Consider the following 23483-nt stretch of genomic DNA (forward strand, 5'->3'; position numbering starts at 1 on the left):
TTATGTGAAATAAGGGTGCCAGTGTATCATATTCGTAAAAAAAAGTGTATAGGTTTGGTTAAAAGATAAAAGCCGGTTAAATGTTTTTAAATATTACATGGGGCTTTTTTTCTTCATCATAAATGATTTTGGCCTCCACATCATATAAGGTCTTAATTACTTCTTCTGTGATAACCTCATATACACTGCCTGAGGCGATAATTTGTCCTTCTTTTAAAGCGTATATTTTATCGCAATACATTGCAGCTATGTTAAGATCATGGATTGCCGATATAACGGTTATTTTTAAATCTTTTGCAAGGCTCATAAAGTGCAGTTGATGTTTTATGTCCAGATGATTTGTAGGCTCGTCGAGGATGAGGCAATCCGTGTTTTGTACTAAGGCACGGGCTAAAATAATTCTTTGCTTTTCTCCACCCGACAGGCTTGAAAAATTGCGGTCGGCAAAATCTTTCATATTCACTTGTTCAAGAGCCTTGTACGCCAGTTCAATATCCTCGGCTGAATCCCTCTCCATAAATTTTTTATGGGGCGAGCGGCCGATTAAAACCATCTCAAGCACGTTAAAGTCAAAATGGGTGTCATTATGCTGGGCAACTACAGCCATCTTTTTTGCCGTTTCTTTAAACTGATAGTCATTTATGTTCTTACCGTCGATAAATATGGTTCCGGTTTTGGGTTTAAGAACTCGGTATATACATTTGAGCAGGGTGCTTTTTCCCGAACCGTTGGGACCGATTATGCCTACAATTCCGTTATCTTTAATTGAAAGGTCAATATCGGCTAAAATATTTTTGCTTCCGAAGTTAAATGAAAGAGAGCTGATGTCGAGAACCATTATGCTTTACCCCCAAACCCGTATTCTTTATTTATCAATAAATATAAAAATACTGGCGAACCTATAAGAGAGATTACAACTCCTACGGGTATTTCACCTAGGCTGGAAACGGAGCGTGCCAGTACGTCTGCCCATATAAGAATTATGGCTCCTATCAATACGGATGACGGAATTATGTTTTTATGATTTGTTCCCCAAAATATCCTTGAAATATGCGGAATTATTAAGCCTATAAAGCCGATTATTCCTGCGTTGTATACTAAAAAACCTACAATGGCGGAACATATCAAAAGATAGACTTGGCGGTAAATATGCAAGTCCTTTCCTAAAGTAATTGATACGCTGTCTCCGAGGAGCATCAGGTTAAGGGTACGGTATTGCGTCATAAAAAAGAAGATTCCTAAAAATATCACTCCTGCAAGGAGTCCTAGGTTTTCCCACTTTGCTCCGCCGAAGCCTCCCATAAGCCAAAAGGTAATGCTTCTTATAGCTTCCCTGTTTTTTGTAGTAAAGACTATAAACGAAGAAAAGGCTGAAAAAATCGTGCTTATGGCAATACCGGCCATCAGTAATTTTGCGGAATTGGCTCTGCCTTTTATGTTGGCGGCATTTATTACGATTAAGGCTGTTCCAAAGGCGGAAAAGCAGGCACACAAGCCTACATAATTAGGCCCCAGTTTTGCACCCACGCCCAAAGCGATTGCAAGAGTTGCCCCTAGAGAAGCTCCCGATGAAATGCCCAATATATAAGGGTCTGCCAATGAGTTTTGTACTATTGCCTGCATGACAACTCCGGTTACGGCTAAGCCCATTCCGGTAAGACAGGCTAAAAGTATTCTAGGCATACGGACAATCCAAACTATGTCGATAGCCGACTTTTTAATTCCTTCAAGGCTTCCGGCACCTAAGATTTTAAATTGAGCGATTTTTAAGATTTCGGCGGGAGCTATGTGTACGGCTCCGAATCCTACCGATAGAACTATGGAAATTAAAAGTCCCGCCAAAAGAAAAAGAAGTGCTGAAGATAGAAAAACTATTTTCAGCACCTTGTTTTTATTGTTTTGCATATTATAAGTCAGGATATAAACCTGAGATAATTGTCTTTATTCCGTCATAGGTTCTTATGCCGCTGGCATAAACTTCACTTAAATTAATCGGAAAAACTTTTTTGTTTTGAAGTGCTGCTATGCTTTGCAAAGCACTATCTTTTGTAAGCATTTCTACAGATTGGTCTTTTTCAATATAGTCGCCGAAGTAAACCGTAAAGATAACATCGGGATTAAGCTCTATTAATTCTTCCTTGCCTATTCCTTTTTTGTCTTTACCTACAAGATCGGCACCGACCTGCATTGCAATTTGCCCGCCGATAGTCCTTTCCCCATAAACACGGTACTGGCCTTCTTTTTCTACTTCAATTATTATGGCCTTTACCTTTGTTTTGCCTTCGACGTGTTTTTTTGCTGCGGCAATTTCAGTTTTCATCTTATTGACAATTTCTTGAGCTTTATCTTCTACATCGAAAATTTTACCTATATTTAGAATATCCTGATATTCGTTTTCGAGAGCATCTTCTTTTTTTAAGCCTGAGTTTTGCCAAATGTAGGTTTTTGTACCTCTATCATGCCAGAATTTTACGTCTCCATAGCGCTTTTCACCGAATAATGATGTCCATGCAAAAATAAAATCCGGTTCCATATCGATGATTTCTTCTTTTTCGGGACGCTTGTCGCGGTAGTCTACTTTGCTGAAAGCTTCTTTAAACTCGTCTTTAACCGGATCATCAAGCCCCACGGCAAGAATAAGTTTATCGGAAAGACCGAGAGCGAGCATTGTTTCGATAGGGCTTTGGTAAAAGGCTGCAACCTTTTCCGGGGCCTTTTCAAATGTAAGGTCTATAGGTTCTCCTGCATAATTATATGTGGTAATTGTTACAGGATAATGGGCTCCTTCCGTTTTAGGCATTGCTTTGCCCGAATTTTGTGATTGATCTTCCTTAGGAGTGCATCCTAAAAAAACCGAAACTGCCAATAATAGCAGCATTGAGCGAAAAAAAATCTTTTTCATACTTCCCCCAAAAATAGTGTGTTTATTTTACGGCTTCAAACTAAAAGGTATAAGTTTATGCAGCGGGTACAAAGATACTTTTGGGATCTTATTAAGCTATAGAGAAAACAAAGATACTATAAGTTCCTTAAGTGTCCCGTACTTTATCGCTCGTAAAGCACAAGGCTTAGTCCTTTACAGGCAGGTATTCTGACTTCGAGTTTCATCATCTTTTTAAGCCTTCCCCGATTTCCCGAGTGACATATTTTAAAAAGACTATTCTCTTACAGCGGCGGGACCGTGACGGAATTACACCGTGCTTCCCTTTTAACCGAATCTCGGCACCTGTATGGTTTGAAAATTGTAAAGTAATTCTAAAACTTTTGTAAATTAATGTCAAGGAGTTTTTTATAAAATGAATGATTTTCCTATTGACACTTTTTATTCTTTATGGTATAAAGTACGCTCGTATTGAAATTATGATTTAGGGCCTAAAAAGGCTTTAAATCGGTATTCTTTAGAAGTTTTGCATTGCCGTAAAGCCTTTTTGGCAGGCGGATGCCGTCCTTATTTAAGCAAATGAGGAAAGAAATCTTTAAAACTTCGCAGGATGCCAAACCAGTCATCGGAGTTACGGTTTACAGGTGATCAGGTGGGTCCAAATGCTGTCCGAAAACCTATGGGCGGTGGATAAAAAGCGTTTTTCTTTAAAAAATAAAGAAAATGCTTAAATCTTATCTGATTTTAATCACTGTCTTATGTTTCTCCGGTTTGTTTCTTTGTTAAGCTTGTTTTTCGGTTACGAAAGACCGGTTAACTTTTTAATCTCGTCATTTTTAATGCGGGAAATATTAGACTTGCCTACGTCTTTTAGGAGGATCTCATGGCAAAGGAAAAATTTAACAGAACGAAAGTTCACATGAATGTTGGTACCATTGGTCACGTTGACCATGGTAAGACCACTCTTTCGGCAGCGATCACTACGTATTGTGCAAAGAAGTACGGTGATAAGCTTCTAAAATATGACGAGATCGACAATGCGCCGGAAGAAAAAGAGCGCGGTATTACTATCAATACCCGACACTTGGAATATCAGTCCGATAAGAGACACTATGCACACATCGACTGCCCCGGCCACGCTGACTATGTTAAAAACATGATCACCGGTGCTGCTCAGATGGACGGTGCTATTCTTGTAGTTTCTGCTCCGGACTCGGTTATGCCCCAGACAAAAGAGCACTTGCTTCTTGCTCGTCAGGTAGGTGTACCTTCAATCATCGTCTTCCTTAATAAGGTTGACCTTGTTGATGATCCCGACCTTATAGAATTGGTAGAAGAAGAAGTTAGAGAAACTTTGGCATCTTACGGTTTCCCTGAGGAGACTCCCATTATCAAAGGTTCTGCTTTTAAAGCTCTTCAGGAGGGTGCAACTGCTGAAGATACGGCTTGTATTGAAGAGCTCCTTAAAACGATGGACGAATACTTTAAGGATCCTGTCCGCGATTCCGACAAACCATTCCTTCTTCCCATTGAAGATATCTTCACAATTCAGGGACGCGGTACCGTTGTTACAGGAAGAATCGAGCGCGGTGTTATCAAGATGAACGAAGAAGTTGAAATTGTAGGTATTAAGCCCACAAAGAAAACCGTTGTTACCGGCATCGAAATGTTCAACAAACTTCTTGATGAAGGTGAAGCAGGAGACAACGTAGGTCTTCTCTTGAGAGGTATTGAAAAGAAAGAAGTTGAACGCGGACAGGTTCTTGCCAAGCCCGGTTCAATTCATCCTCATACCAAATTTGAAGCTCAGATTTATGTTCTTTCAAAAGAAGAAGGCGGACGGCACAGTCCTTTCTTCTCAGGTTACAGACCTCAGTTCTATTTTAGAACTACCGACATTACCGGAACTGTAAACCTTCCTGAAGGAACAGACATGGTTAAGCCCGGCGATAATACAAAGATTATCGGTGAACTTATTCACCCCATAGCTATGGATCAAGGTCTTAAACTCGCTATTCGCGAAGGCGGACGAACTATTGCTTCGGGTCAGGTAACTAACATTATCGAATAAATGATGCAAAAAAACGGCGCTTGCGCTTTTGTAAGTGCCGTTTGCATCTCTTCGGAGGAAATGATGACAAAGGAAAAGATTCGCGTAAAGCTTCGCGGATTCGATGTAGAGTTGGTTGATCAGAGTTCAAAGGCTATTGTACAGGCTGTTCAAAAAGCAGGTGCAAAGGTTTGCGGTCCTATTCCGCTTCCCACTCGGATTAACAAGTTTACAGTGCTTCGCTCGCCTCACGTAAATAAAAAGTCACGTGAGCAGTTTGAAATGCGAACGCACAAAAGGTTAATCGATATTATCGAACCTTCGGCAGAAGTTATGAATGCTTTATTGGCATTGGAGCTTTCAGCCGGTGTTGATGTAGAAATTAAACAATAAGATTTAATCAAATCAATGGTAGACGGCCTTTAATCAGGGGTGCGTACCTTAGGAGAATTTAAATGATTGGACTGATTGGAAAAAAAATCGGCATGACCCAAATCTTCAATGAAGTCGGTCATCTTATGCCGGTTACGGTTATTCAGGTAGAACCCAATACCGTTGTTGCACTAAAGGACAAGGAAAAGTTCGGATACTCTTCAGTAGTGCTCGGTTTGGGTGAACTCAAAGAAAAGCACACCAGCAAACCCTATGCAGGACAGTTCAGCGGAGACATCAAGCCTTTAAAACTTTTAAAGGAATTCCGTGATTTTGACAAAGAAGTCGCAGTAGGTGATAAGCTCGGTGTAGAGGCTTTTGAAAAAGTTTCGTATTTAGACATTACGGCAATTTCAAAAGGTAAAGGTTTTCAGGGTGTTATGAAGCGATGGGGCTATGGGGGCGGTAGAGCAAGCCATGGTTCTAAGTTCCACCGTGAAGCAGGTTCGACGGGACACTGTACAACTCCGGGTCGTTCTTTTAAAAATACGACAATGCCCGGAAGAATGGGTTTTGACAAGGTTACCGTTCAAAATTTGCAAATCGTAAAGATTGATCCTGAATTGGGTGTTATAATGGTTCGCGGTTCTGTTCCGGGTAAAAAGGATGCAACTGTATTCTTAAAATCCGCAGTAAAGCGGGCTAAATAAGGACGGTAGAAGACATGGAAAAGAAAGTCTATTCAGTCGATGGTAAAGAATTGAGGACAATTAATCTTGATGACAAGGTGTTCGGTCTTCCCGTAAATGATGATGTTATTTACTACGCCATCAATAATGAACTAGCCAATAAACGAGTCGGAACGGCTTGTACAAAGGGCAGAGCTGAGGTTCACGGTTCAAATGCCAAGCCTTACAGCCAAAAAGGTACAGGACGAGCGCGACGCGGTGATAAAAAATCCCCTCTTTTAGTCGGAGGCGGAACTATTTTTGGACCTAAACCGAGAGATTTCAGCTATTCTATGCCTAAAAAAGCAAAAAGATTGGCTATGAAGTCAATTTTGAGCCTTAAAGCTCAAAACGACAGGTTAGTGGTTGTAGAAGATTTTACGGTAGAAAGCGGAAAAACCCGCGACCTTGTAAAGATTTTAGATAACTTTGCAAAGGGCGAGCGAGCTGTTATTATTCTAAAGGATGATGATTCTTTAGTAAAAAGAGCAGGACGCAATATTCCGCATCTTTCATTTTTGGCATATAACCGCCTTCGAGCTCACGATTTATTCTACGGCCGAAAAGTTATCATGCTTGAATCTGCCGCAAAAAATCTTTCTGAATTTTACGGATGTAAGGAGGCCGAATAATAATGGAATACAATGATATACTTATCGCGCCTGTTCTTACGGAAAAAAGCACAGAACTTCGCGAGCAGGGCAAATATGTTTTCAAAGTAGCGCCTAAGGCTACCAAGATTCAGATAAAGGAAGCAGTACGAAGATTGTTCAATGTAAAAGTTACCGATTGTACTGTTGTTAATGTTCGAGGAAAGACTAAGCGTCTCCGCTACAAGGAAGGTAAAACTTCATCTTGGAAAAAGGCAACCGTAAAGCTTGCTAAAGGCGAGACAATTAAGATTTTTGAAGGTGCGTAAGCCTTAATGTGCTTATGCTAAGGGGATAGCAAAATGGCTCTAAAAGAATATAAGCCGATGACGCCCGGATTGCGCGGACGAATTGATTTGCGAAAAGATGAAATTACAGCTCAAAAGCCTGAAAAGTCTTTGACTACAGGCAAAAAGAACAGAGCAGGACGCGATTCAAGAGGACGCATTTCAGTTCGAGGCCAAGGCGGCGGACATAAACAGAAATACCGACAAATCGATTTTAAGCGAAACAAATATGGTATTCCGGGCACTGTAAGGACAATCGAGTATGATCCTAACCGCAGTGCAAATATTGCATTGATTTTTTACGCTGACGGAGAAAAACGATACATCATCGCTCCCAAGGGCTTAAAAATCGGTCAAAAAATTATGAGCGGCGAAATGGCTACATTGGATGTTGCAAATGCTCTTCCTTTGGAAGCGATTCCCGTCGGCTTTACCGTGCATAATATTGAGCTTACGATCGGAAGAGGCGGACAAATGGCGCGTTCGGCAGGTGCCGGCGCATTGGTTGCTGCAAAAGAAGGCGAATATGTTACCATAAGATTGCCTTCCGGAGAAACTCGCTTGGTAAACAAAAAATGTTATGCAACAATAGGCGAAGTCGGCAATGAAGATCACATGAATACAAGTCTTGGCAAAGCCGGTCGATCAAGATGGCTTGGAATCAGACCCACCGTTCGCGGTATGGCTATGAACCCGATTGATCACCCCCTCGGCGGTGGTGAAGGACGAGGAAAGGGAAGACATCCCGTTACTCCTTGGGGTCAGCCTTGTAAGGGTTATAAGACCCGCAAGAAGCGCAATCCTTCGGATAGCTTCATTGTCTCAAGACGAAAGAAGAAGAATTAGGGGGCTGCACAAGTGTCAAGATCAGTTAAAAAAGGACCTTTTATTGCAAAGAGTCTTTTTAAGAATGTAAATGAGATGAACAGATCGGGTAAGAAGAAACCGATTAAGACTTATTCCCGCTGTTCTACAATTATACCTGAAATGGTCGGTAACACTATTTCGGTACATAACGGCAAGACGTGGATTCCGGTTTATATAACCGAGAATCTTGTTGGACATAAACTTGGAGAGTTTGCTCCTACGCGTACATTCCGCAAACATGCAAACTCTGACAAGAAGGTTGGAAAATAGGTGAATGAAGATGACTGAAAGAACAGGATATCGAGCAACAACGAAATTTCTTATTGCATCACCTACCAAGGTAAGACCGGTGGCAAACGTTGTAAAGAACAAGCCTTATCCGGAAGCAATGGCTATTTTGGAAAATATGCCTCAAAAGGGAGCCGTCTTAATTTCTCAGACTATGAAATCGGCTGCCTCAAATGCTCTTTACAAAAATAAGCAGCTTGATGAAGATATGCTCTTTGTTAAGGAAATTATGATTGACGAAGGGCCCAGGCTAAAAAGAATTTGGTGTCGCGGCAAGGGCCGTGCAGACATTCTCTTAAAGCGAATGTGTCATATCACAGTTGTCGTTGACGAGAGAGCAGGAGAGTAGATATGGGACAGAAAGTAAACCCTACAGGATTAAGACTTGGTATAAACAAAACTTGGTCGTCTCGCTGGTATGCAGGCCCCCGAAATTATGCCGACTTGTTGCTTGAGGATTTAAAGATTCGAGCTATGATTCAGGAAATTCCTGAATGTAAAAATGCCGACATTGCCGAAGTTGAAATCATCCGTCATCCCCAAAGGATTACGATTATGATTCACACGGCTCGTCCCGGCGTTATAATCGGTGTAAAAGGTGCCAATATCGAAAATATCGGAGCCATTATACAGAAAAAGCTCGGCAAAAAAGTGCAAATCAAAATTAAGGAAGTAAAGCGAGCCGAATTGAGAGCTGCTTTAGTTGCTCAAAACGTTGCACGCCAGCTTGCCGGAAGAGCTTCTTTCCGAAAGGTATTAAAACAGGCTTGTTTTAATACGATGAGATCCGGTGCTCAAGGTATAAAGATTAGAATTTCAGGACGCTTAGGCGGTGCTGAAATGTCGCGAACCGAAGAAATGAAGGAAGGACGCGTTCCTCTTCACACACTTCGGGCAGATATAGACTACGGTTTTGCTGAAGCGGATACAACCTATGGAAAGATAGGTGTTAAGGTATGGCTTTACAGCGGAATGATGTTTGGCGGAGAACAAAAAGAAGATGCCGGTGCCTTGCTCAAAAAGCAAAGAAGACCCCGCTCTGAAAAGCCCGCTCAAGAAGGGAGGCAATAATTATGTTTAGTCCCAAACGTGTAAAACATAGAAAGGTTCAGCGCGGTAGAATCAAGGGCGAAGCTACACGATGCAACAACATCGATTTCGGTGATTACGCCTTAGTTTCTCTTGAGCCTTTTTTGCTTACAAACAGACAGATTGAAGCTGCCCGTGTTGCTTTGAATCGTAAGATTAAGCGAGGCGGAAAATTGTGGATTCGAGTTTTTCCGGATAAACCCTATTCAAAGAAACCCGCTGAAGTTCGAATGGGCGGCGGAAAAGGCGCCCCCGAATACTGGGTAGCGGTTGTAAAACCCGGAACTATTATTTTTGAATTAGCCGGTGTTGATAAGAATTTGGCCGAACAAGCTATGACCTTGGCAGGAAGCAAACTTCCCTTTAAGACAAGGTTTGCCGAGCAGATTCAGGCCGACTAAGGAGCGTTTAAAATGAAAAAGAAGTCAAAATACAGAGAAATGTCGTATAAAGAACTTGTTTCAAAACGCAATGATCTAAAGCAAAAATACATGGATTTGAGATTTCAAGCTGTGGTAGGCCATTTGGATAACCCTCTTGAAAAGAGAAGTATGCGTCGTGAAATAGCGATGTTAAATACCTTTATCCGCCAAAAAGAATTGGCCGGCGAAGGTGCAAATTAGGAGCTTAACCCGTGGAAACAACAGAAAATACAAAAAAAATCGGGAAGCGCGAGTTTGTCGGAATTGTAACAAGCGACAAGATGAATAAAACCATCGTCGTTGAAGTCCGAACTAAAAAGCTTCATAAGCTTTACAAAAAATACGTATCGAGCAGCAAAAAATACAAGGCTCACGATGAAGAGAATACGGCTCACATCGGCGATACCGTAAGAATTGTAGAGCATAAGCCCATCAGTAAGGATAAGGCTTGGATGCTTACTGAAGTTATTGAGCGGGCTAAGTAAGGCAAGGAGTTAAGGTAAATGATACAGGTTGAAACAAGATTAAACGTTGCCGATAACTCAGGCGCTAAACTCGTCGAATGTATTAAGGTTATCGGCGGATCAAAACGCAGATATGCAGGTATTGGGGATATAATCGTTGTGGCAGTTAAAGAAGCTTTGCCCACATCGGTTATTAAAAAGGGCGCGGTAGAAAAAGCCGTTATTGTACGCGTTTCAAAAGAATACCGCCGTCCCGACGGAACTTATATTCGCTTTGATGATAACGCTTGCGTAATCATCGACGATAATAAAAACCCTAAGGGAAAACGTATTTTCGGCCCTGTAGCCAGAGAGCTTCGTGATCATGATTACATGAAGATAGTTTCTCTTGCTCCGGAAGTTCTTTAAGGAGAGTTTATGGCAGGAAAGATGAAAATTCACCGCAATGATAATGTTGAAATTATTGCAGGTAAGGAAAGGGGCAAGCGGGGCGAAGTCGTAAAGGTCTTGCAGGAAGATAATAAGGTTATTGTCGGCGGGCTTAATATGACAAAAAAAGCCATGCGCAAACGAAGCCAGCAGGATCAGGGCGGAATTGTAGAAATTGAAGCTCCGATATCTGCATCCAATGTTATGATTATATGCAAGAAGTGCGGCAAAACCCGAATTGCATACGAAATAAAGGACGGCAAAAAAATAAGAGTCTGCCGTAAGTGTGGAGAAGCGTTATAATGAGTAATTATGTACCTCGGCTTAAGAAAGTCTATACGGAACAGATCATGCCCGAGCTTAAAAAGGAATTTAACTACAGTTCCGTTATGCAAATTCCTCGGCTTAAAAAAGTCGTAGTAAGCATGGGTGTTGGTGTAGCTCTCACGAATAGGAAACTACTTGATGCTGCAGTAACTGACCTTGAAACAATTACAGGTCAAAAAGCTGTGAAAACAAAGGCAAGAAAGAGTATAGCAAACTTTAAACTTCGTGAGGGAAATGAGATTGGGGCAATGGTAACACTGCGCGGTGCTAGAATGTATGAATTCTTAGACCGCTTTATCAATGTTGCTTTGCCGCGTGTTAAGGATTTCCGCGGAGTTAACCCGAACGGTTTTGACGGTCGCGGAAACTATTCAGTGGGTATTACCGAGCAGATCATCTTCCCCGAAATCGACTTCGATAAGATCGAACGCATTTCAGGATTGAATGTGAGCGTAGTAACTTCTGCCGAGACTGATCAAGAGGCAAGATCGCTTCTTGCAAAGTTTGGTATGCCCTTTAGGAAGTAAGAGAGGATTTCATGGCTACAGTTGCAAAAATTAATCAAGCTAACAGAAAAGCGAAGTATCCGACACGGCAGTATAATAGATGTAAGGTTTGCGGACGCCCCAGAGGTTATCTGCGAAAATTCAAGATGTGCCGTGTTTGTTTTAGAAAATTGGCAAGCGAAGGGCAAATCCCCGGCGTTACAAAGTCGAGTTGGTAGGAGGAGCGATAATGAGTGTTTCAGATCCAATAGCAGATATGCTTACTAAAATTAGAAATGCTGCTTCAGCCGGTCACGAATCGGTTGATGTTCCTTCTTCAAAGATGAAGTGGGAAATTATCAGTATTCTTAAATCAGAAGGGTATATTAAAAACTTTAAAAAAATGACCCAAGACGGGGCCGGCAACATCCGCGTATTCTTAAAATATGATGATAAAGAATCTTCGGTTATTCACGGAATCGAAAGGGTTTCTACACCCGGCCGCCGAGTATATTTAGGTTATAAGAGCTTACCGAGAGTTTTTAACGGCTACGGTACTCTTATAGTATCGACTTCAAAGGGTATCATTACCGGAAAAGCTGCCGGCGAAAGCCAAGTAGGCGGCGAGCTTATTTGCAAGGTTTGGTAGGAGGGCAATATGTCAAGAGTTGGAAAAATGCCTGTTGCTATTCCTGCAGGTGTAAAAGTGAATGTTGCAAACGGTATATTTACCGTTGAAGGCCCCAAGGGAAAACTTTCACAAAGCTATCATACTGAGGCTGTTGATTTTAAGGTTGAAAGCGATCATGTTCTTGTAACAAGAAAAGATGATGCTCTTCAAACAAGGGCTTATCACGGTTTATACCGAAGCCTTCTTAATAACATGGTAAAAGGTGTAAGTACCGGTTTTTCAAAAACATTGGTAGTAAATGGCGTAGGTTACAGAGCCGAAGTTCAAGGCAAACTCCTTGTAATGGCTTTGGGTTATTCAAACGACTTTTCCGTTCTTATTCCTGAAGGAATCGAAGTAAAGGTTGACCAGCTGAAGGTTATTATTTCAGGAGCTTCAAAAGAAGCTGTCGGACAATTTGCTTCACAGGTACGAAAGTTGAGAGGCCCGGAACCCTATAAGGGCAAGGGAATTCGTTACGAAGACGAAATCATCAAACGAAAAGTCGGAAAGTCCGGTGTAAAGTAAGGGTAGTATTATGGACAAAAAACGTAATGATAAAGATAGAAAAAGATTTAAGCGAAAGATGCACATTCGAAAGTCTATTTTCGGTACTGCAGAACGCCCGCGCATGACCGTGTTCCGAAGCAATAAACGCATTTCGGTTCAGGTTATTGACGATGTAGAGGGCAAGACATTGGCTGCCGTTTCTACAATGGAAGAAGCTCTTCGATCGCTTAAGGTTAATGTTGAATCTGGGGTAAAAGTCGGTGAAGAAATCGGCAAGCGCCTCAAGGAAAAAAATATTGACACTGTTGTTTTTGACAGGAACGGATATCTTTACCACGGTGTTGTAAAGGCCGTTGCCGACGGTGCAAGAAAAACAGGAATTAAGTTTTAGGAGAGGTTATGAGTCATCAAAAAGAATCAAAACGCGATAACCAGCATACCGATAAAGAATATGTTGAAAAGCTTGTTAAATTGAACCGAACAGCTAAGGTTGTAAAGGGCGGACGCAGGTTCTCCTTTTCTGCTCTAACTGTTGTCGGCGATCAAAAAGGACGGGTCGGATACGGTTTCGGTAAGGCAAATGACGTAAGCGATGCTATTCGAAAGAGTATCGAAAAGGCAAAAGCCAATATGGTAACCTTTCCGCTTAAAAACGGTACAATTCCTCATGAGGTTCAAGGCAAGTTTAAGGGTTCGTCAGTTCTTTTGCGCCCTGCTTGTTCAGGTACGGGAATTATCGCAGGCGGTACAATCCGTGCTATTATGGAAGCTGCCGGTGCAACCGACTTGCTTTCAAAGTCATTGGGATCAAGCTCCGCAGTAAACGTAGTTAAGGCAACATTTGATGCCGCAAGTCTTTTGATGGACGGCAAAAAAATTGCTAAAAGCCGCGGAAAAACCCTTTTGGATGTATGGGGGTAAGTAAATGGCAAAGAGAATTAGTATTAAATTGATAAAAAGCACAATCGGGCAGAGACACCATGTCCGCGCAACGGTACGCTCTTTGGGATTAAAAAAGATCAACTCTGTAGTTGAGCATGAGGAAAATCCTGCTATCTTAGGTATGGTAAAATCCATTGCTCATGTAGTTGAAGTTAAGGAGTTAAACTAATGTCCGAATTTAATTTAACTGTTCCTGCAGGAGCAACTCATAAAAAGAAGATTGTAGGACGCGGTTCTTCTTCCGGCTGGGGAAAAACTTCCGGAAAAGGACATAAGGGTCAGCAAGCCCGTTCAGGCGGCAAGGTTTATGCCGGCTTTGAAGGCGGACAGATGCCCTTGTACCGCCGCGTTGCAAAAAAAGGATTTTCAAACTATCCTTTTAAAAAGGAATTTTATGTTGTAAACCTTGCCATGCTCGAAACAAAGTACAGCGACGGCGAAACTGTAAACAAGGAATCCTTAATGCAAAAAGGTCTTCTCCGAAAGGGTTCTCTTTATGTTAAAGTTTTGGGAACGGGAGATATAACAAAAAAATTGACGGTTGATGTAGATAAAATTTCTGCATCGGCTAAGGAAAAAATAGAAAAGGCAGGCGGAACGATAGTTCAGTCTGAAGCATAAAAGGCGGTAAAAAATGGCTAATAATGTATTTGCAAATATGTTCAAAATAAAGGATTTACGAAGCCGTATTTTCTTTACGATCATAGTTTTAGCAGTTTTCCGCTTAGGTTCGGTACTCACCATCCCCGGTATCGATCCTGGGGCTCTTACAATATATTTCCGGCAAGGTCAAGGAAATGCTTTTGCAGATCACATGGACTTCTTTGTCGGAGGAGCATTTTCGAACTTTTCGGTATTTATGCTCGGTGTAATGCCCTATATTTCGACTCAGATATTGATGCAGCTTGCCATGATTATTTTCCCGCGCCTTAAAAAAATAGCGGAAGAAGACGGAGGACGCAAAAAGATTCAGGTTTGGACAAGAATCGTTACTGTCTTTGTTGCTCTTCTTCAATCTTCCGCTGTAGGTACATGGGCAAGAGCGATACCCGGTGCTGTTGTAATTTCAAGTCCTGTTTTGCACTTGTTTATTACGATGGTTACGGTAACGACAGGTACTATGATTACCGTTTGGATGGGTGAACAGATAACTGCAAGAGGTATCGGAAACGGTATTTCGATGTTGATTTTTGCAGGTATCGTAGCCCGTCTTCCTCAGGCTGTTTGGGAATTGATCAAGCTTGTAAGCAATAACGAATTAAACCTTGTTTTTGTAATTATTGCTTTTGCAATGTTTGTAGGAATTATAGCCTTGGTTGTTTATGAACAGCAAGGTCAGCGCAAAATACCGGTTCATTATGCAAAGCGCGTTATCGGCCGAAAAATGTATGGCGGACAGAATACCTATATTCCGTTTAAGATTAACCCCTCGGGTGTTATTCCCATCATTTTTGCTTCATCGTTTTTAACCTTTCCCCTTATGCTTTCGCAGATGTGGGGCTCGAATGTTTCCTGGTTGGCTGCTGTTGCAAGATTTTTGCGTTCAGACGGCTGGGGGTATAACATTATGTATGTTGTTTTGATTATTTTCTTTGCTTACTTTTACACACAGGTTGCACTCAATCCAACGGAAATAGCAAAACAAATAAGGGAGAACGGCGGCTCGATTCCGGGAATTAGAACCGACAAGACAGAAGAATATTTACAGAAGATTTTAAACAGACTGATATTGCCCGGTTCGCTTTATTTGGCTGCGATTGCAGTACTTCCTACTTTAATTCAGTGGGCATTTAGTTTCCCCAGAAATATTTCTATGTTAATGGGCGGAACTTCATTGCTTATTTTGGTTGGTGTAGACTTGGATACAATGAGCCAAGTTGAAGCTTTGCTTAAAATGCACCATCATGACGGCTTGCTTAAAAAAGGCAAGATTAGATCAAGGAACCTATAGAATTTTTTTTAAGAATGATATAGAATACATTCTTTGAAGGAGTGAATATGAAGGTTAGAACAAGTGTAAAACCTATTTGTGATAAATGTAAGGTTATTAAGCGCAACGGAATAGTACGGATAATCTGTACAAATCCTAAGCATAAACAAAGACAAGGTTAACGGAGGACACTGGATAATGGCTCGTATTGCGGGAGTTGACCTCCCTAACAAACATGTTAATGTTTCATTAACATACATTTATGGAATTTCGACTTCATCGGCAAACAAAATTTGTGAAGCTACAAAGGTTGATCCGATGAAAAAAATGAATGATTTGGATGAAGCCGAGTTAGCTGCAATCCGCGAAGTGATTGACAGAGAGTACAAGGTAGAAGGCCGCCTTCGAACCGAAGTGGCTTTAAATATCAAACGTCTTCAGGATATTGGATGCTATCGCGGTCAAAGGCACAGAAAGGGCCTTCCGGTACGCGGACAGAGAACTAGGACAAATGCCAGAACACGCAAGGGTAAGAAGAAGACCGTTGCCGGTAAGAAGAAATAATCGTGGTTGGAGGTAATTAAAACATGGCTACTGTAAAGAAAAGAAAAGAAAAGAAAAGCATATATGAAGGCAATGTTTATATTCAAGCAACCTTTAATAACACAATTATTACGATAACCGACTTAAAGGGAAATGTTCTTTCGTGGGCATCTTCAGGCGGCTTAGGCTTTGCCGGTGCCAAAAAATCGACACCCTTTGCGGCTCAGACCGTTGCAGAAACAGCTGTACAAAAGTGCCAGCCCTACGGCTTGCATGAGGTTCATGTTTTTGTAAAAGGTCCCGGAGTCGGCCGTGAATCGGCTATCAGAACGCTTGGAACAATGGGATTAAAGGTTCGCTCAATCAGCGATGTAACTCCCATTCCGCACAACGGCTGCCGTCCCAAGAAGACGCGCCGAATATAAGGAGACGTGAATGGCCCGTAAAAATCTTTTAAAAGGATTTAAGAAGCCGAAAGGCTTGGAATTTGCTCAGCAAGAATCAACCGAAAGCTATGGTAAGTTTACGGCATCCCCTTTTGAGACCGGTTTTGGAACAACAATCGGAAATTGTTTGAGGAGAATTTTATTATCCTCGATTCAAGGCTATGCTATATCGGCAGTGCTTATAACATCGCATGATGCCGACGGTGTACCCCACACAATTTCAAGTGAGTTTGAAAATATTCCGAACGTCTCTGAAGATACGCTGGAAATTTTGAATAAGCTAAAGCAGATCCGCCTCCGTTTATCGGATGAGTCGGAACAAGGTGACTTTCATTTTGAATTTAAGGGGCCTGCGTCGATAACCAGCAAAGATTTTGCCGTTGAAGGACAGCTTGAAATTTTAGGCGAACCTTTCCATGTTATGGAACTTATGAAGGGTGCTAATGTTTCGTTTGATGTTCAAGTAGATTTCGGCCGAGGTTATGTACCGGCAGAAGTTAATGAAAAATACATTGAAATTGTCGGAACTATTCCGATGGACGCAATCTACGGTCCTGTTTTAAAGGTAAGCTATGCTATTGAGCCTTGCAGAGTAGGACAAAGAAACGATTACGATAAGCTCATTCTTGAAATTTGGACTGACAGTACGGTCAGACCTGAAGATGTTTTGGGCGAAGCTGCAAAAATTGCAAAAGATCATTTTTCCATCTTTATTAATTTTAACGAAAATGATTATCTCGGTGAAGATGAAGATGATAATGAAGAAACGGTAATTAAACAGCTTTTAGCAACTTCGATTAATACTCTCGATTTTTCCGTTCGGGCTAAAAATTGCTTGGACTCGGCCGGTATTAAAACTCTCGGCGAACTGGCTCAGAAGTCGGAAGATGAGATCGAAAGTATGCGCAATGTCGGCAGAATGACTTTAAATGAAATTCATGCTAAATTGGCGGAATACAATTTGCGCTTGGGTATGACTGATTACAGTCATCTAAAAAATACGATAAAAGTATCAAGACAGAAGGAAGAAACAGATGAAGCATAAGAACGGCTTTAATCCGCTTTCGCGTACAACTGCACATCGCCGTGCTTTGCACCGAAATATGGTTACATCGCTATTTAAGTATGAGCGGATTACGACAACAAAACAAAAAGCGATGGAAGTACGCCGAACTGCGGAAAAATTGATTACACGCTCAAAGGTTGATACATTCAACAACAGGCGTCATGCTGCAAAGTATATCTGGGATGATGATATTGTAAAAAAACTATTCAGCGATATCGGCCCTAGAATGAAAGACAGAAACGGCGGTTACACACGTATCTTAAAAATCGGTTTCCGTGAAGGCGATGCAGCTGATGTTGCTATCTTGGAACTTGTAGACTATGACTTTGAAAAAAAGGAAAAGGATACAAAGAAAAAAGATGATTCGAAAAAATCCGATGACAAGAAGACTTCCAAAAAAGAAGCAGGATTTAAATCGTCAAAGGGTGAATCCGAACACAAAAAGAATACCGATCAGGTAGTAGATAGTTCATCAAATCGGAGGTACAACCGTGTCAAAGGCTCATAGAGGTAAGGGAATCCGCGCAGAGCAAAACCGCGGACGCGGGGTATGCCCCGTATGTAACAAAACTGGAATCAAAGTTTTGTACGAACAAGAGATTGACGGTGCAAAAACAAAGATCTGCAAAGTATGCAGAGCAAACATCAAAAATAAAAAGGCTGCGGAAGCTCCTGCAGAAAAACCTGCCGAAGCTTCAGCCGAATAAAGCCTTTTTTGCACAACGCCCGCCTTGGATGCGGGCGTTTTTTATATCTCTATATTTTTTTCACGGAGATTAGTAATACATTCCTGCATATATTTTTCATCATGCTCCTTGTAAATAGGACTTGTCTTTTTGATTTTCTTTAGGTTGCCGTATGGATGACATTTTTGCCCCAGTCGTTTCCTTGCAATGCACAGCATTCTCTGTGTTGCCCCAATAGCTGTTGTGCGGGTAATCTGTTTATCAGGTCTTGATGCCATAGTCTCATGTTAATTTTCCTCTTCCTTAAAAATATTTGAATCTTCTAAATATTTATTAGGATATTTTTTTAGCAAGGTTAAAAGATAGATTAAAATTTCTTTTTTATTTATTTTTCCGTATTTATATAGCTCAATCATATTTAAAAAAGTTTCTTTTTCGTTTTTTTCTGCGCAATTTTTAAAATAGCCCCATATGTGCTGAAGGGAATTGATTACTTTTTTTGGGTTTTCTTCAAGTTTAATGGCTTGATCAATTAGGAGCTGCACTTCATCAGGGGCTATGTCTTCTTTTTTTAAAAGCTCTCTTATATCCTTATAAATTTTTTGAGACTTGCTTAAAACCAAATACTTGTTTTGCGCCCAAAGCTTTTGGCTGATTTTTTTATTATCATTCATTAATCTTATCTTTAAGCCTTAACTATATCATGGGATTCATTTTTTTTCAAGCATTTATTCACAGCATGTATTCACAGCATGTATTCACAGCATTTTTTCACAAAATTCCATATTTTTGACTATACTTTCTCCGATTGACAAAGGCTTCTATAATAAATAAAATTAAGGTCGATGAAAACAAATAATTTGATAAGCAATTTTCACACCCATACTTATTTGTGTAAACATGCTGAAGGGAAGCCGATCGATTATGTAAAAGAAGCGATTAAGGCCGGCTGTTCGGCTCTAGGTTTTTCGGACCATTGTCCCTATCCCGATTCTTCATGGGATTATTGCCGTATGGGGAAATATGAAGTAAATCTCTATAAGAGCATGGTAGAGGAAGCTGCCATTGATGCTCCTTTTCCTGTATATTTCGGTTTTGAATGTGAGTGGCATCCCCGCTATAAGAGCTGGTACAGGGATTTTTTGCGTGAGGAAATGAAATCCGATTTTTTGGTTTTGGGTTCCCACTGGTATGATGTAGGCGGCCGTTTGGAATATGCTCCAACCCTTACAAAAAAAGAACTTTTCGGTTATATTGATTTTACGATTGAAGGAATGGCATCAGGTCTTTATAATTTTTTAGCCCATCCCGATCTTTTTTTGGCTGATGTTTCAAACATAGATTCAGACCATCTGGCTTGTTCAAGGACCTTGATTCAGGCGGCCGTTGATCTTGATATGCCTATAGAAATAAACGGCTACGGTACTTTTAAAAGAAAAATTGTGCGTGCCGGACGCGATGAGTTTATTTATCCGGTTAGGCAATTTTGGGAACTTGCTTCAGATATGGGGGCAAGGATTATCTGTAATTCTGATGCTCATTTCCCTGCACATACTATTTTGGGCTGCAGGAATGCAATGGCCTTTGCAGAGAGTATGGGGATTAAGCCTATGGATACTGCCGAAGCCCTAGGTTTCAGGATTATCAATGGATAAGGAGACTTTGAGAGCCCTTCATATTATAGTTAAAGGAAGGGTTCAAGGTGTGGGCTTTAGGTATTGGACCCGTTCTCTCGCAAGGAGCCTCAATGTAAAGGGCCGAGTCCGAAACCTTGCCGATTACTCCGTCGAAATTATTGCCGAAGCCGATACCGATACTTTGGGAGAATTCGTTTATGCCCTCAAGCACGAGCATCCTTATGCCCGTGTTGAAAGCCTTAATTCCGAAGAGATAAGGCTTAGAGGTTATACAGACTTTCGGATTGAGGTATAACAAAACTAAACCTGCCGATTGAGCCTCGTAAAAAAATTATTCTACCTTATCGTGCTTTTCTCCGCGGGTAACCTTTCCCATCATAAGCCATGCGAGGAGGAAAAAACATGCACAGTATACAAAGACTGCTCTGTGCCCTGCAAAGTCGATTATAAGACCTGCAAGGAAGGGGGCCATTATTGCAGCTCCTTGAGAAAATGTATAGTATAAGCCTGTGTAAAGTCCTATGTGAGCGAAGCCTGCCATCTGCCAAAGCATGGGGAAGGAGTTTGCTATTATACAGATCCAAAAAATACCGAACACAAACATTAGGCCCCAAAAAAGGTATTTTAATTGTCCTCCGGCAAGGCCTAGCATACCTGCAATTTCGGGCAAGAAAAATTGAGCTAAACACAAACTTGCAACAACAATCAAAGCGATTCTTATCATTCTTTTTCGTCCCCACTTACTTGCAGCATAACCCATTGGAATGGCTGATAGGGCTGAGGCTATTCCTACCATTCCTGCGGCAAATGCTCCCTGTCCTGTCGATACGCCGAAATGTTTTATACTGTACTCGGCGATGTATGGCAGCATTCCCTGATAGCCTAGAAACCATAAGAAGAGCGAAACAAGAACAAATAGAGCGCTCTTATCTGGCTTTTCCTCATCTTCGATTTTTCTGCCTGCCAATACGGTTTTCATTGCCTGTATAAACGGCACTTTTTTTTCTTCTTCATTTTCAGAAGAATCGGACGGCGGAACATTTTTTTCTTTTACAAAGAAAAAGAGCATTAGGGTTGCAAGAATAACCAAAAAACCAGCTGCTGGAAATGAAAAGACATCCTTTGTATGCCCTATAATGGGAAGGACTGTATCTACATCCATTAGACGGGCTAAAAATAAGGTTCCCACTATTGCTGCAATGTTTCCCATGGTATTTATAACTCCGTTACCTTGAGAGCGGAATTCGGCAGGAACAATGTCAGGCATTAAAGCTATTACGGGCCCCCGCACCGATTGCTTAAATAAATTCAGCAGGGCAAGAATAATTATCAATGCCGCCAAAGAATTTTTTGCTGCATATGGAATAAAGCTAAAAGTAATTGCCGACAATGGAAGCAGAATTAAAATCCACGGCATTCGTCTCCCTATTTTTGTTCGGGTTCTATCCGACCATGCCGAAACGATGGGGATTAATAATATTGCCAGCACATTATCGAGAGACATCAATATTCCGACAAGCCATTTAAATGGAATATAACGGCTTAAAAAAATCGTTACATAACTGTCATACAATGGATCCATGAGCCCCATTGTAAAAAATCCTGCTCCGATTAAAAAAGTTATCGGAAGGTATTTTCTAAATCCTTCTTTTTGTTTCATAGCTTCTCCCATAAAAACTTTCTGCAGCAAATATTAATTTGCGAAAAAAGTTTTTTCAAGTGTGTGCAGGAATGCACACACATACAATAATGCGATGTTTGCCAAAAGGCAAACTCGGCAGATAAACAGTGAGGCAGAATTTCTGCCGAGCTGTTTATCGTAACTCCTTATAAATTTTATCTCTTAACAGTATAAACTATATTTGCTATAATAGCTATAGTAAAAATAAAGATTATTTAATTTATGAGGAAACGGAATATGCATAAAGAAATTTTGCCTAATGCAAAAAGGCCTCTTCTTTTTGGTCATCGAGGAGTTTCAAGTTTAGCTCCTGAAAATACGATTGCCTCATTTAAGAAAGCTGTAGAGATGGGAATCCCCGGAGTGGAGCTGGATGTGCATTTAACCAAAACCGGAGAACTTGCGGTTATTCATGATTCCTCAATTAGGCGTACCGGAAGAATTTATGAAAATGGAAAAATTATTGAGGCTCCTGATCTAAAAGTTGAAGACCTATCTTGGGAAGAAATACAAAAATATGACTTTGGTATTTGGTTTTCAAAAGAATATGAAGGCGAAAAACTTCCTTTACTTTATGATGTCCTAAAACTTTTAGGCTCCGATATCTATGTCGATATAGAAATAAAAATAGATAACTTAAAATATAAGGGAGTTGTAGAAAAAACCTATCAGGTTTTAAAGGATATTTTAAAAGTTTTACCCGAAAATCCTCAGAGATTTTTGGTTTCTTCTTTTAATCCATTTGCTATAAGATATTTTTCAAAGATATGTTCGGATATTCCTACAGCCTTAATCTATGATAATCATCCCGATAATCTCTTTTTTTTAAAAAAGGGCAGGGGGCTTCTATTTTGTAGTCCGGATATTTTAAAGCCTTCTTATAAATGCTTTACGAAAAAGAAAGATAAAGAATCTTGGTGTTGGACTGTTGACGATAACGAAAAGGCCTTGGATCTTATCAAAAAAGGAGTAACGGGAATTATATCCAATCGCCCTCAGGATATAAAGGAGAATTTATAAATTCTTTAAAACAAGATTAAGGTTTTTACTTGTATCGGCTTACTCCATGGCCATTGTATAAATATTGGATTCAAATTCCATGTCCGTATTGCGTTTTTTAAATGCTTTTGTATCTTGTATTTTTAATCCGCATTTTTCCATTACTCGGCACGAGGCCTTATTTTCTTTTGCAACTGTGCAATAAAAATTACGCACGCCTAAAGAGTACGCAAAATTTATCAAAGCTTTTACCATCTCGGTTGCAAGCCCTTGGCCCCACAAGTCTTTTTTTACCGTATAGCCGAAGCCCCAATGATCTTTTGGTCCTTCCGTCCCTAAGCAGCAGGTTGCAACGGGCTCTCCCGTATTTTTACAAACAGCGATAAAAGGATATTCGTCTACCCATTCGTCAATATCATAAATTACCTTTCTAAGTTCATCGCCGTTTTTATACGGTTCATCTGCAAGATACTTTCCATTTTCAGGATCGCCCCAAAGCTTTGCTGCAAAATCCGCATCGTCAAGTGTCATACTGCGTAAAATTAATCTTTCCGTTTCAATATCTTTTGTTTTCATTTGTTACCTCCCATATTTTTTTCCTCAATAATTTAAACAAATCCGCGCTTGTTGTACCAATTTATTGCCGTTTTATTTTTTGATTCGACATCAAGATAAATTTCTAAATCCTGATTTTTAAAATAATTTATAACTCTATTTATAAGAGATATTCCGATTCCGCATTTTTGATATTTTTTTAGAACCGCAATAACACTGATGTAAGCCGAATTCTCTTTTATAAAAGAAATAATAAAACCTGCGTACTCTTCATTATATTTTGAAATAAAACAAGAGGCGGGATTAAAAAAATCTATTTTATACCAATCACTTTCCCATGCCTTATCGCAAAAGGCATCGGCATAGATTTGAGGAATAATATCTTTGTGTTCAGATTCATTAAATTCTTCGATTTTAATGTTTTTATTTTTATTATCCAAAAGTTTCTTTGGTATTCGATATTTAATCCAGTCCTGCAT

The 23483-nt window shown here is 40.5% G+C and carries 40 protein-coding genes and 1 riboswitch; of the genes, 32 read left to right on the top strand and 8 right to left on the bottom strand.

What is annotated here, in order from left to right:
- Positions 1-76 precede the first annotated feature (76 nt).
- From HO345_RS00775 to HO345_RS00785, 3 genes are read right to left on the bottom strand one after another with little or no spacing between them, the layout of a single operon-like run.
- The gene (locus HO345_RS00775; RefSeq protein WP_002672230.1) at positions 77-838 is read right to left on the bottom strand and encodes an ABC transporter ATP-binding protein; all 762 of its coding nucleotides are present in this window, start codon (positions 836-838) and stop codon (positions 77-79) included.
- Positions 838-1905, bottom strand: a complete 1068-nt coding sequence (locus HO345_RS00780; protein WP_253683404.1) for a FecCD family ABC transporter permease — start codon at positions 1903-1905, stop codon at positions 838-840. Before HO345_RS00780 ends, HO345_RS00775 begins: the two co-directional genes overlap by 1 nt.
- Position 1906: 1 nt before the next feature.
- Positions 1907-2902: an ABC transporter substrate-binding protein gene (locus HO345_RS00785; RefSeq protein ID WP_253683405.1), complete on the bottom strand. Its 996-nt coding sequence runs from the start codon at positions 2900-2902 to the stop codon at positions 1907-1909.
- 162 nt (positions 2903-3064) lie between these two features.
- Positions 3065-3245, bottom strand: a riboswitch (cobalamin riboswitch).
- 519 nt (positions 3246-3764) lie between these two features.
- Between HO345_RS00785 and tuf the strand changes: the two genes are divergently transcribed.
- The 29 genes from tuf (at position 3765) to HO345_RS00930 (ending at position 18153) form a co-directional block, all read left to right on the top strand.
- Positions 3765-4952 carry an elongation factor Tu gene (gene tuf, locus HO345_RS00790; protein ID WP_253683406.1) on the top strand — a complete coding sequence of 396 codons (1188 nt, stop codon included), beginning with the start codon at positions 3765-3767 and terminating at the stop codon, positions 4950-4952.
- 63 nt (positions 4953-5015) lie between these two features.
- Complete coding sequence (gene rpsJ / locus HO345_RS00795) at positions 5016-5324, top strand: 30S ribosomal protein S10 (protein ID WP_002669994.1); 309 nt, start codon at positions 5016-5018, stop codon at positions 5322-5324.
- Positions 5325-5386: 62 nt separating this feature from the next.
- The gene (rplC, locus tag HO345_RS00800; protein WP_002669995.1) at positions 5387-6013 is read left to right on the top strand and encodes a 50S ribosomal protein L3; all 627 of its coding nucleotides are present in this window, start codon (positions 5387-5389) and stop codon (positions 6011-6013) included.
- Positions 6014-6027: 14 nt separating this feature from the next.
- The gene (gene rplD / locus HO345_RS00805; protein WP_010694739.1) at positions 6028-6663 is read left to right on the top strand and encodes a 50S ribosomal protein L4; all 636 of its coding nucleotides are present in this window, start codon (positions 6028-6030) and stop codon (positions 6661-6663) included.
- A gap of 2 nt (positions 6664-6665) precedes the next feature.
- Positions 6666-6950, top strand: a complete 285-nt coding sequence (locus HO345_RS00810) for a 50S ribosomal protein L23 (protein ID WP_002672216.1) — start codon at positions 6666-6668, stop codon at positions 6948-6950.
- 33 nt (positions 6951-6983) lie between these two features.
- Positions 6984-7814, top strand: a complete 831-nt coding sequence (rplB, locus tag HO345_RS00815; protein ID WP_002669998.1) for a 50S ribosomal protein L2 — start codon at positions 6984-6986, stop codon at positions 7812-7814.
- A gap of 12 nt (positions 7815-7826) precedes the next feature.
- Positions 7827-8105 carry a 30S ribosomal protein S19 gene (rpsS, locus tag HO345_RS00820; RefSeq protein ID WP_002669999.1) on the top strand — a complete coding sequence of 93 codons (279 nt, stop codon included), beginning with the start codon at positions 7827-7829 and terminating at the stop codon, positions 8103-8105.
- 4 nt (positions 8106-8109) lie between these two features.
- A complete protein-coding gene (gene rplV, locus HO345_RS00825) occupies positions 8110-8472 on the top strand; it encodes a 50S ribosomal protein L22 (protein WP_002670000.1) in 363 nt (120 codons plus the stop codon).
- Positions 8473-8474: 2 nt separating this feature from the next.
- Entirely contained in the window at positions 8475-9194 is a 720-nt protein-coding gene (gene rpsC, locus HO345_RS00830) for a 30S ribosomal protein S3 (protein WP_010694741.1), read from the top strand.
- Positions 9194-9613 (top strand): 50S ribosomal protein L16, encoded by a 420-nt coding sequence (rplP, locus tag HO345_RS00835; protein ID WP_080612536.1) that lies wholly within the window; start codon positions 9194-9196, stop codon positions 9611-9613. The genes rpsC and rplP overlap by 1 nt, the downstream gene beginning before the upstream one ends.
- A 12-nt stretch (positions 9614-9625) precedes the next feature.
- Complete coding sequence (gene rpmC / locus HO345_RS00840; protein ID WP_010694742.1) at positions 9626-9835, top strand: 50S ribosomal protein L29; 210 nt, start codon at positions 9626-9628, stop codon at positions 9833-9835.
- An 11-nt stretch (positions 9836-9846) separates the two neighbouring features.
- The gene (rpsQ, locus tag HO345_RS00845; RefSeq protein ID WP_002670009.1) at positions 9847-10119 is read left to right on the top strand and encodes a 30S ribosomal protein S17; all 273 of its coding nucleotides are present in this window, start codon (positions 9847-9849) and stop codon (positions 10117-10119) included.
- 18 nt (positions 10120-10137) lie between these two features.
- Positions 10138-10506: a 50S ribosomal protein L14 gene (gene rplN / locus HO345_RS00850; protein ID WP_253683407.1), complete on the top strand. Its 369-nt coding sequence runs from the start codon at positions 10138-10140 to the stop codon at positions 10504-10506.
- Between the two features lie 9 nt (positions 10507-10515).
- Positions 10516-10830: a 50S ribosomal protein L24 gene (gene rplX / locus HO345_RS00855; protein ID WP_253683408.1), complete on the top strand. Its 315-nt coding sequence runs from the start codon at positions 10516-10518 to the stop codon at positions 10828-10830.
- The gene (gene rplE, locus HO345_RS00860; protein ID WP_044977700.1) at positions 10830-11381 is read left to right on the top strand and encodes a 50S ribosomal protein L5; all 552 of its coding nucleotides are present in this window, start codon (positions 10830-10832) and stop codon (positions 11379-11381) included. The genes rplX and rplE overlap by 1 nt, the downstream gene beginning before the upstream one ends.
- A gap of 11 nt (positions 11382-11392) precedes the next feature.
- Positions 11393-11578 carry a type Z 30S ribosomal protein S14 gene (locus HO345_RS00865; protein WP_002670020.1) on the top strand — a complete coding sequence of 62 codons (186 nt, stop codon included), beginning with the start codon at positions 11393-11395 and terminating at the stop codon, positions 11576-11578.
- Positions 11579-11589: 11 nt separating this feature from the next.
- Positions 11590-11988, top strand: coding sequence for a 30S ribosomal protein S8 (gene rpsH, locus HO345_RS00870; protein WP_253683409.1), 399 nt, complete (start codon positions 11590-11592; stop codon positions 11986-11988).
- Positions 11989-11997: 9 nt separating this feature from the next.
- On the top strand, positions 11998-12537 hold the full coding sequence (rplF, locus tag HO345_RS00875) for a 50S ribosomal protein L6 (protein ID WP_253683410.1): 540 nt from the start codon (positions 11998-12000) through the stop codon (positions 12535-12537).
- Between the two features lie 10 nt (positions 12538-12547).
- On the top strand, positions 12548-12910 hold the full coding sequence (rplR, locus tag HO345_RS00880; protein WP_253683411.1) for a 50S ribosomal protein L18: 363 nt from the start codon (positions 12548-12550) through the stop codon (positions 12908-12910).
- 8 nt (positions 12911-12918) lie between these two features.
- Positions 12919-13440 (top strand): 30S ribosomal protein S5, encoded by a 522-nt coding sequence (rpsE, locus tag HO345_RS00885; RefSeq protein WP_002670027.1) that lies wholly within the window; start codon positions 12919-12921, stop codon positions 13438-13440.
- A gap of 4 nt (positions 13441-13444) precedes the next feature.
- On the top strand, positions 13445-13630 hold the full coding sequence (rpmD, locus tag HO345_RS00890; RefSeq protein ID WP_253683412.1) for a 50S ribosomal protein L30: 186 nt from the start codon (positions 13445-13447) through the stop codon (positions 13628-13630).
- A complete protein-coding gene (gene rplO, locus HO345_RS00895; protein ID WP_010694748.1) occupies positions 13630-14082 on the top strand; it encodes a 50S ribosomal protein L15 in 453 nt (150 codons plus the stop codon). The genes rpmD and rplO overlap by 1 nt, the downstream gene beginning before the upstream one ends.
- A 13-nt stretch (positions 14083-14095) precedes the next feature.
- Positions 14096-15412 (top strand): preprotein translocase subunit SecY, encoded by a 1317-nt coding sequence (gene secY, locus HO345_RS00900; RefSeq protein ID WP_253683413.1) that lies wholly within the window; start codon positions 14096-14098, stop codon positions 15410-15412.
- A 47-nt stretch (positions 15413-15459) separates the two neighbouring features.
- Positions 15460-15573: a 50S ribosomal protein L36 gene (gene rpmJ / locus HO345_RS00905; RefSeq protein WP_002672206.1), complete on the top strand. Its 114-nt coding sequence runs from the start codon at positions 15460-15462 to the stop codon at positions 15571-15573.
- Positions 15574-15589: 16 nt separating this feature from the next.
- Positions 15590-15955 (top strand): 30S ribosomal protein S13, encoded by a 366-nt coding sequence (gene rpsM / locus HO345_RS00910; protein WP_002670034.1) that lies wholly within the window; start codon positions 15590-15592, stop codon positions 15953-15955.
- 23 nt (positions 15956-15978) lie between these two features.
- Entirely contained in the window at positions 15979-16359 is a 381-nt protein-coding gene (rpsK, locus tag HO345_RS00915; RefSeq protein WP_002670039.1) for a 30S ribosomal protein S11, read from the top strand.
- 10 nt (positions 16360-16369) lie between these two features.
- The gene (locus tag HO345_RS00920) at positions 16370-17425 is read left to right on the top strand and encodes a DNA-directed RNA polymerase subunit alpha (RefSeq protein ID WP_010694750.1); all 1056 of its coding nucleotides are present in this window, start codon (positions 16370-16372) and stop codon (positions 17423-17425) included.
- The gene (gene rplQ / locus HO345_RS00925) at positions 17415-17954 is read left to right on the top strand and encodes a 50S ribosomal protein L17 (protein WP_002682042.1); all 540 of its coding nucleotides are present in this window, start codon (positions 17415-17417) and stop codon (positions 17952-17954) included. The genes HO345_RS00920 and rplQ overlap by 11 nt, the downstream gene beginning before the upstream one ends.
- On the top strand, positions 17938-18153 hold the full coding sequence (locus HO345_RS00930; protein ID WP_253683414.1) for a hypothetical protein: 216 nt from the start codon (positions 17938-17940) through the stop codon (positions 18151-18153). Before rplQ ends, HO345_RS00930 begins: the two co-directional genes overlap by 17 nt.
- Before the next feature lie 139 nt (positions 18154-18292).
- Here the strand turns inward: HO345_RS00930 and HO345_RS13190 are convergent, their stop codons facing one another.
- Complete coding sequence (locus HO345_RS13190; protein ID WP_253683415.1) at positions 18293-18418, bottom strand: pyrimidine dimer DNA glycosylase/endonuclease V; 126 nt, start codon at positions 18416-18418, stop codon at positions 18293-18295.
- A 1-nt stretch (position 18419) separates the two neighbouring features.
- Complete coding sequence (locus tag HO345_RS00940; RefSeq protein WP_253683416.1) at positions 18420-18806, bottom strand: YbgA family protein; 387 nt, start codon at positions 18804-18806, stop codon at positions 18420-18422.
- Between the two features lie 171 nt (positions 18807-18977).
- Here HO345_RS00940 and HO345_RS00945 point away from each other — a divergent pair, with 171 nt between their 5' ends.
- Positions 18978-19787: a PHP domain-containing protein gene (locus HO345_RS00945; protein ID WP_253683417.1), complete on the top strand. Its 810-nt coding sequence runs from the start codon at positions 18978-18980 to the stop codon at positions 19785-19787.
- Positions 19780-20064 carry an acylphosphatase gene (locus tag HO345_RS00950; RefSeq protein WP_253683418.1) on the top strand — a complete coding sequence of 95 codons (285 nt, stop codon included), beginning with the start codon at positions 19780-19782 and terminating at the stop codon, positions 20062-20064. The genes HO345_RS00945 and HO345_RS00950 overlap by 8 nt, the downstream gene beginning before the upstream one ends.
- 36 nt (positions 20065-20100) lie before the next feature.
- Here the strand turns inward: HO345_RS00950 and HO345_RS00955 are convergent, their stop codons facing one another.
- Positions 20101-21429, bottom strand: coding sequence for an MFS transporter (locus HO345_RS00955; RefSeq protein ID WP_253683419.1), 1329 nt, complete (start codon positions 21427-21429; stop codon positions 20101-20103).
- Positions 21430-21687: 258 nt separating this feature from the next.
- Here HO345_RS00955 and HO345_RS00960 point away from each other — a divergent pair, with 258 nt between their 5' ends.
- On the top strand, positions 21688-22470 hold the full coding sequence (locus HO345_RS00960) for a glycerophosphodiester phosphodiesterase (RefSeq protein WP_253683420.1): 783 nt from the start codon (positions 21688-21690) through the stop codon (positions 22468-22470).
- 39 nt (positions 22471-22509) lie between these two features.
- On the opposite strand, the gene HO345_RS00965 is transcribed toward HO345_RS00960, so the two are convergent.
- Together HO345_RS00965 and HO345_RS00970 are read right to left on the bottom strand one after the other, a co-directional pair.
- Positions 22510-23025 (bottom strand): GNAT family N-acetyltransferase, encoded by a 516-nt coding sequence (locus HO345_RS00965; protein WP_010694778.1) that lies wholly within the window; start codon positions 23023-23025, stop codon positions 22510-22512.
- A 32-nt stretch (positions 23026-23057) separates the two neighbouring features.
- Complete coding sequence (locus HO345_RS00970; protein ID WP_253683421.1) at positions 23058-23483, bottom strand: GNAT family N-acetyltransferase; 426 nt, start codon at positions 23481-23483, stop codon at positions 23058-23060.

The sequence above is a fragment of the Treponema denticola genome (genome assembly GCF_024181645.1).
Taxonomy (GTDB): Bacteria; Spirochaetota; Spirochaetia; order Treponematales; family Treponemataceae; genus Treponema_B; species Treponema_B denticola_A.

Excerpts from the sequence above, each read along its gene's own strand:
- rplR (WP_253683411.1), top strand. The coding sequence starts at position 12,548 with ATGGACAAAAAACGTAATGATAAAGATAGAAAAAGATTTAAGCGAAAG.
- HO345_RS00945 (WP_253683417.1), top strand. The coding sequence starts at position 18,978 with ATGAAAACAAATAATTTGATAAGCAATTTTCACACCCATACTTATTTG.
- rpmJ (WP_002672206.1), top strand. The coding sequence starts at position 15,460 with ATGAAGGTTAGAACAAGTGTAAAACCTATTTGTGATAAATGTAAGGTT.
- rpmD (WP_253683412.1), top strand. The coding sequence starts at position 13,445 with ATGGCAAAGAGAATTAGTATTAAATTGATAAAAAGCACAATCGGGCAG.
- rpsE (WP_002670027.1), top strand. The coding sequence starts at position 12,919 with ATGAGTCATCAAAAAGAATCAAAACGCGATAACCAGCATACCGATAAA.
- HO345_RS00940 (WP_253683416.1), bottom strand. The coding sequence starts at position 18,806 with ATGAATGATAATAAAAAAATCAGCCAAAAGCTTTGGGCGCAAAACAAG.
- HO345_RS00780 (WP_253683404.1), bottom strand. The coding sequence starts at position 1,905 with ATGCAAAACAATAAAAACAAGGTGCTGAAAATAGTTTTTCTATCTTCA.
- HO345_RS00865 (WP_002670020.1), top strand. The coding sequence starts at position 11,393 with ATGGCTACAGTTGCAAAAATTAATCAAGCTAACAGAAAAGCGAAGTAT.
- rpsK (WP_002670039.1), top strand. The coding sequence starts at position 15,979 with ATGGCTACTGTAAAGAAAAGAAAAGAAAAGAAAAGCATATATGAAGGC.
- rplC (WP_002669995.1), top strand. The coding sequence starts at position 5,387 with ATGATTGGACTGATTGGAAAAAAAATCGGCATGACCCAAATCTTCAAT.
- rplD (WP_010694739.1), top strand. The coding sequence starts at position 6,028 with ATGGAAAAGAAAGTCTATTCAGTCGATGGTAAAGAATTGAGGACAATT.
- rplX (WP_253683408.1), top strand. The coding sequence starts at position 10,516 with ATGGCAGGAAAGATGAAAATTCACCGCAATGATAATGTTGAAATTATT.
- rplQ (WP_002682042.1), top strand. The coding sequence starts at position 17,415 with ATGAAGCATAAGAACGGCTTTAATCCGCTTTCGCGTACAACTGCACAT.
- rpsC (WP_010694741.1), top strand. The coding sequence starts at position 8,475 with ATGGGACAGAAAGTAAACCCTACAGGATTAAGACTTGGTATAAACAAA.
- rpmC (WP_010694742.1), top strand. The coding sequence starts at position 9,626 with ATGAAAAAGAAGTCAAAATACAGAGAAATGTCGTATAAAGAACTTGTT.
- secY (WP_253683413.1), top strand. The coding sequence starts at position 14,096 with ATGGCTAATAATGTATTTGCAAATATGTTCAAAATAAAGGATTTACGA.
- HO345_RS00920 (WP_010694750.1), top strand. The coding sequence starts at position 16,370 with ATGGCCCGTAAAAATCTTTTAAAAGGATTTAAGAAGCCGAAAGGCTTG.
- rplB (WP_002669998.1), top strand. The coding sequence starts at position 6,984 with ATGGCTCTAAAAGAATATAAGCCGATGACGCCCGGATTGCGCGGACGA.
- rpsH (WP_253683409.1), top strand. The coding sequence starts at position 11,590 with ATGAGTGTTTCAGATCCAATAGCAGATATGCTTACTAAAATTAGAAAT.
- HO345_RS00960 (WP_253683420.1), top strand. The coding sequence starts at position 21,688 with ATGCATAAAGAAATTTTGCCTAATGCAAAAAGGCCTCTTCTTTTTGGT.
- HO345_RS00965 (WP_010694778.1), bottom strand. The coding sequence starts at position 23,025 with ATGAAAACAAAAGATATTGAAACGGAAAGATTAATTTTACGCAGTATG.
- rplE (WP_044977700.1), top strand. The coding sequence starts at position 10,830 with ATGAGTAATTATGTACCTCGGCTTAAGAAAGTCTATACGGAACAGATC.
- rpsM (WP_002670034.1), top strand. The coding sequence starts at position 15,590 with ATGGCTCGTATTGCGGGAGTTGACCTCCCTAACAAACATGTTAATGTT.
- HO345_RS00950 (WP_253683418.1), top strand. The coding sequence starts at position 19,780 with ATGGATAAGGAGACTTTGAGAGCCCTTCATATTATAGTTAAAGGAAGG.
- rplO (WP_010694748.1), top strand. The coding sequence starts at position 13,630 with ATGTCCGAATTTAATTTAACTGTTCCTGCAGGAGCAACTCATAAAAAG.
- rpsJ (WP_002669994.1), top strand. The coding sequence starts at position 5,016 with ATGACAAAGGAAAAGATTCGCGTAAAGCTTCGCGGATTCGATGTAGAG.
- rplN (WP_253683407.1), top strand. The coding sequence starts at position 10,138 with ATGATACAGGTTGAAACAAGATTAAACGTTGCCGATAACTCAGGCGCT.
- rplV (WP_002670000.1), top strand. The coding sequence starts at position 8,110 with ATGAAGATGACTGAAAGAACAGGATATCGAGCAACAACGAAATTTCTT.
- HO345_RS00775 (WP_002672230.1), bottom strand. The coding sequence starts at position 838 with ATGGTTCTCGACATCAGCTCTCTTTCATTTAACTTCGGAAGCAAAAAT.
- rplF (WP_253683410.1), top strand. The coding sequence starts at position 11,998 with ATGTCAAGAGTTGGAAAAATGCCTGTTGCTATTCCTGCAGGTGTAAAA.
- HO345_RS00955 (WP_253683419.1), bottom strand. The coding sequence starts at position 21,429 with ATGAAACAAAAAGAAGGATTTAGAAAATACCTTCCGATAACTTTTTTA.
- HO345_RS00970 (WP_253683421.1), bottom strand. The coding sequence starts at position 23,483 with ATGCAGGACTGGATTAAATATCGAATACCAAAGAAACTTTTGGATAAT.
- tuf (WP_253683406.1), top strand. The coding sequence starts at position 3,765 with ATGGCAAAGGAAAAATTTAACAGAACGAAAGTTCACATGAATGTTGGT.
- HO345_RS13190 (WP_253683415.1), bottom strand. The coding sequence starts at position 18,418 with ATGAGACTATGGCATCAAGACCTGATAAACAGATTACCCGCACAACAG.
- HO345_RS00785 (WP_253683405.1), bottom strand. The coding sequence starts at position 2,902 with ATGAAAAAGATTTTTTTTCGCTCAATGCTGCTATTATTGGCAGTTTCG.
- HO345_RS00810 (WP_002672216.1), top strand. The coding sequence starts at position 6,666 with ATGGAATACAATGATATACTTATCGCGCCTGTTCTTACGGAAAAAAGC.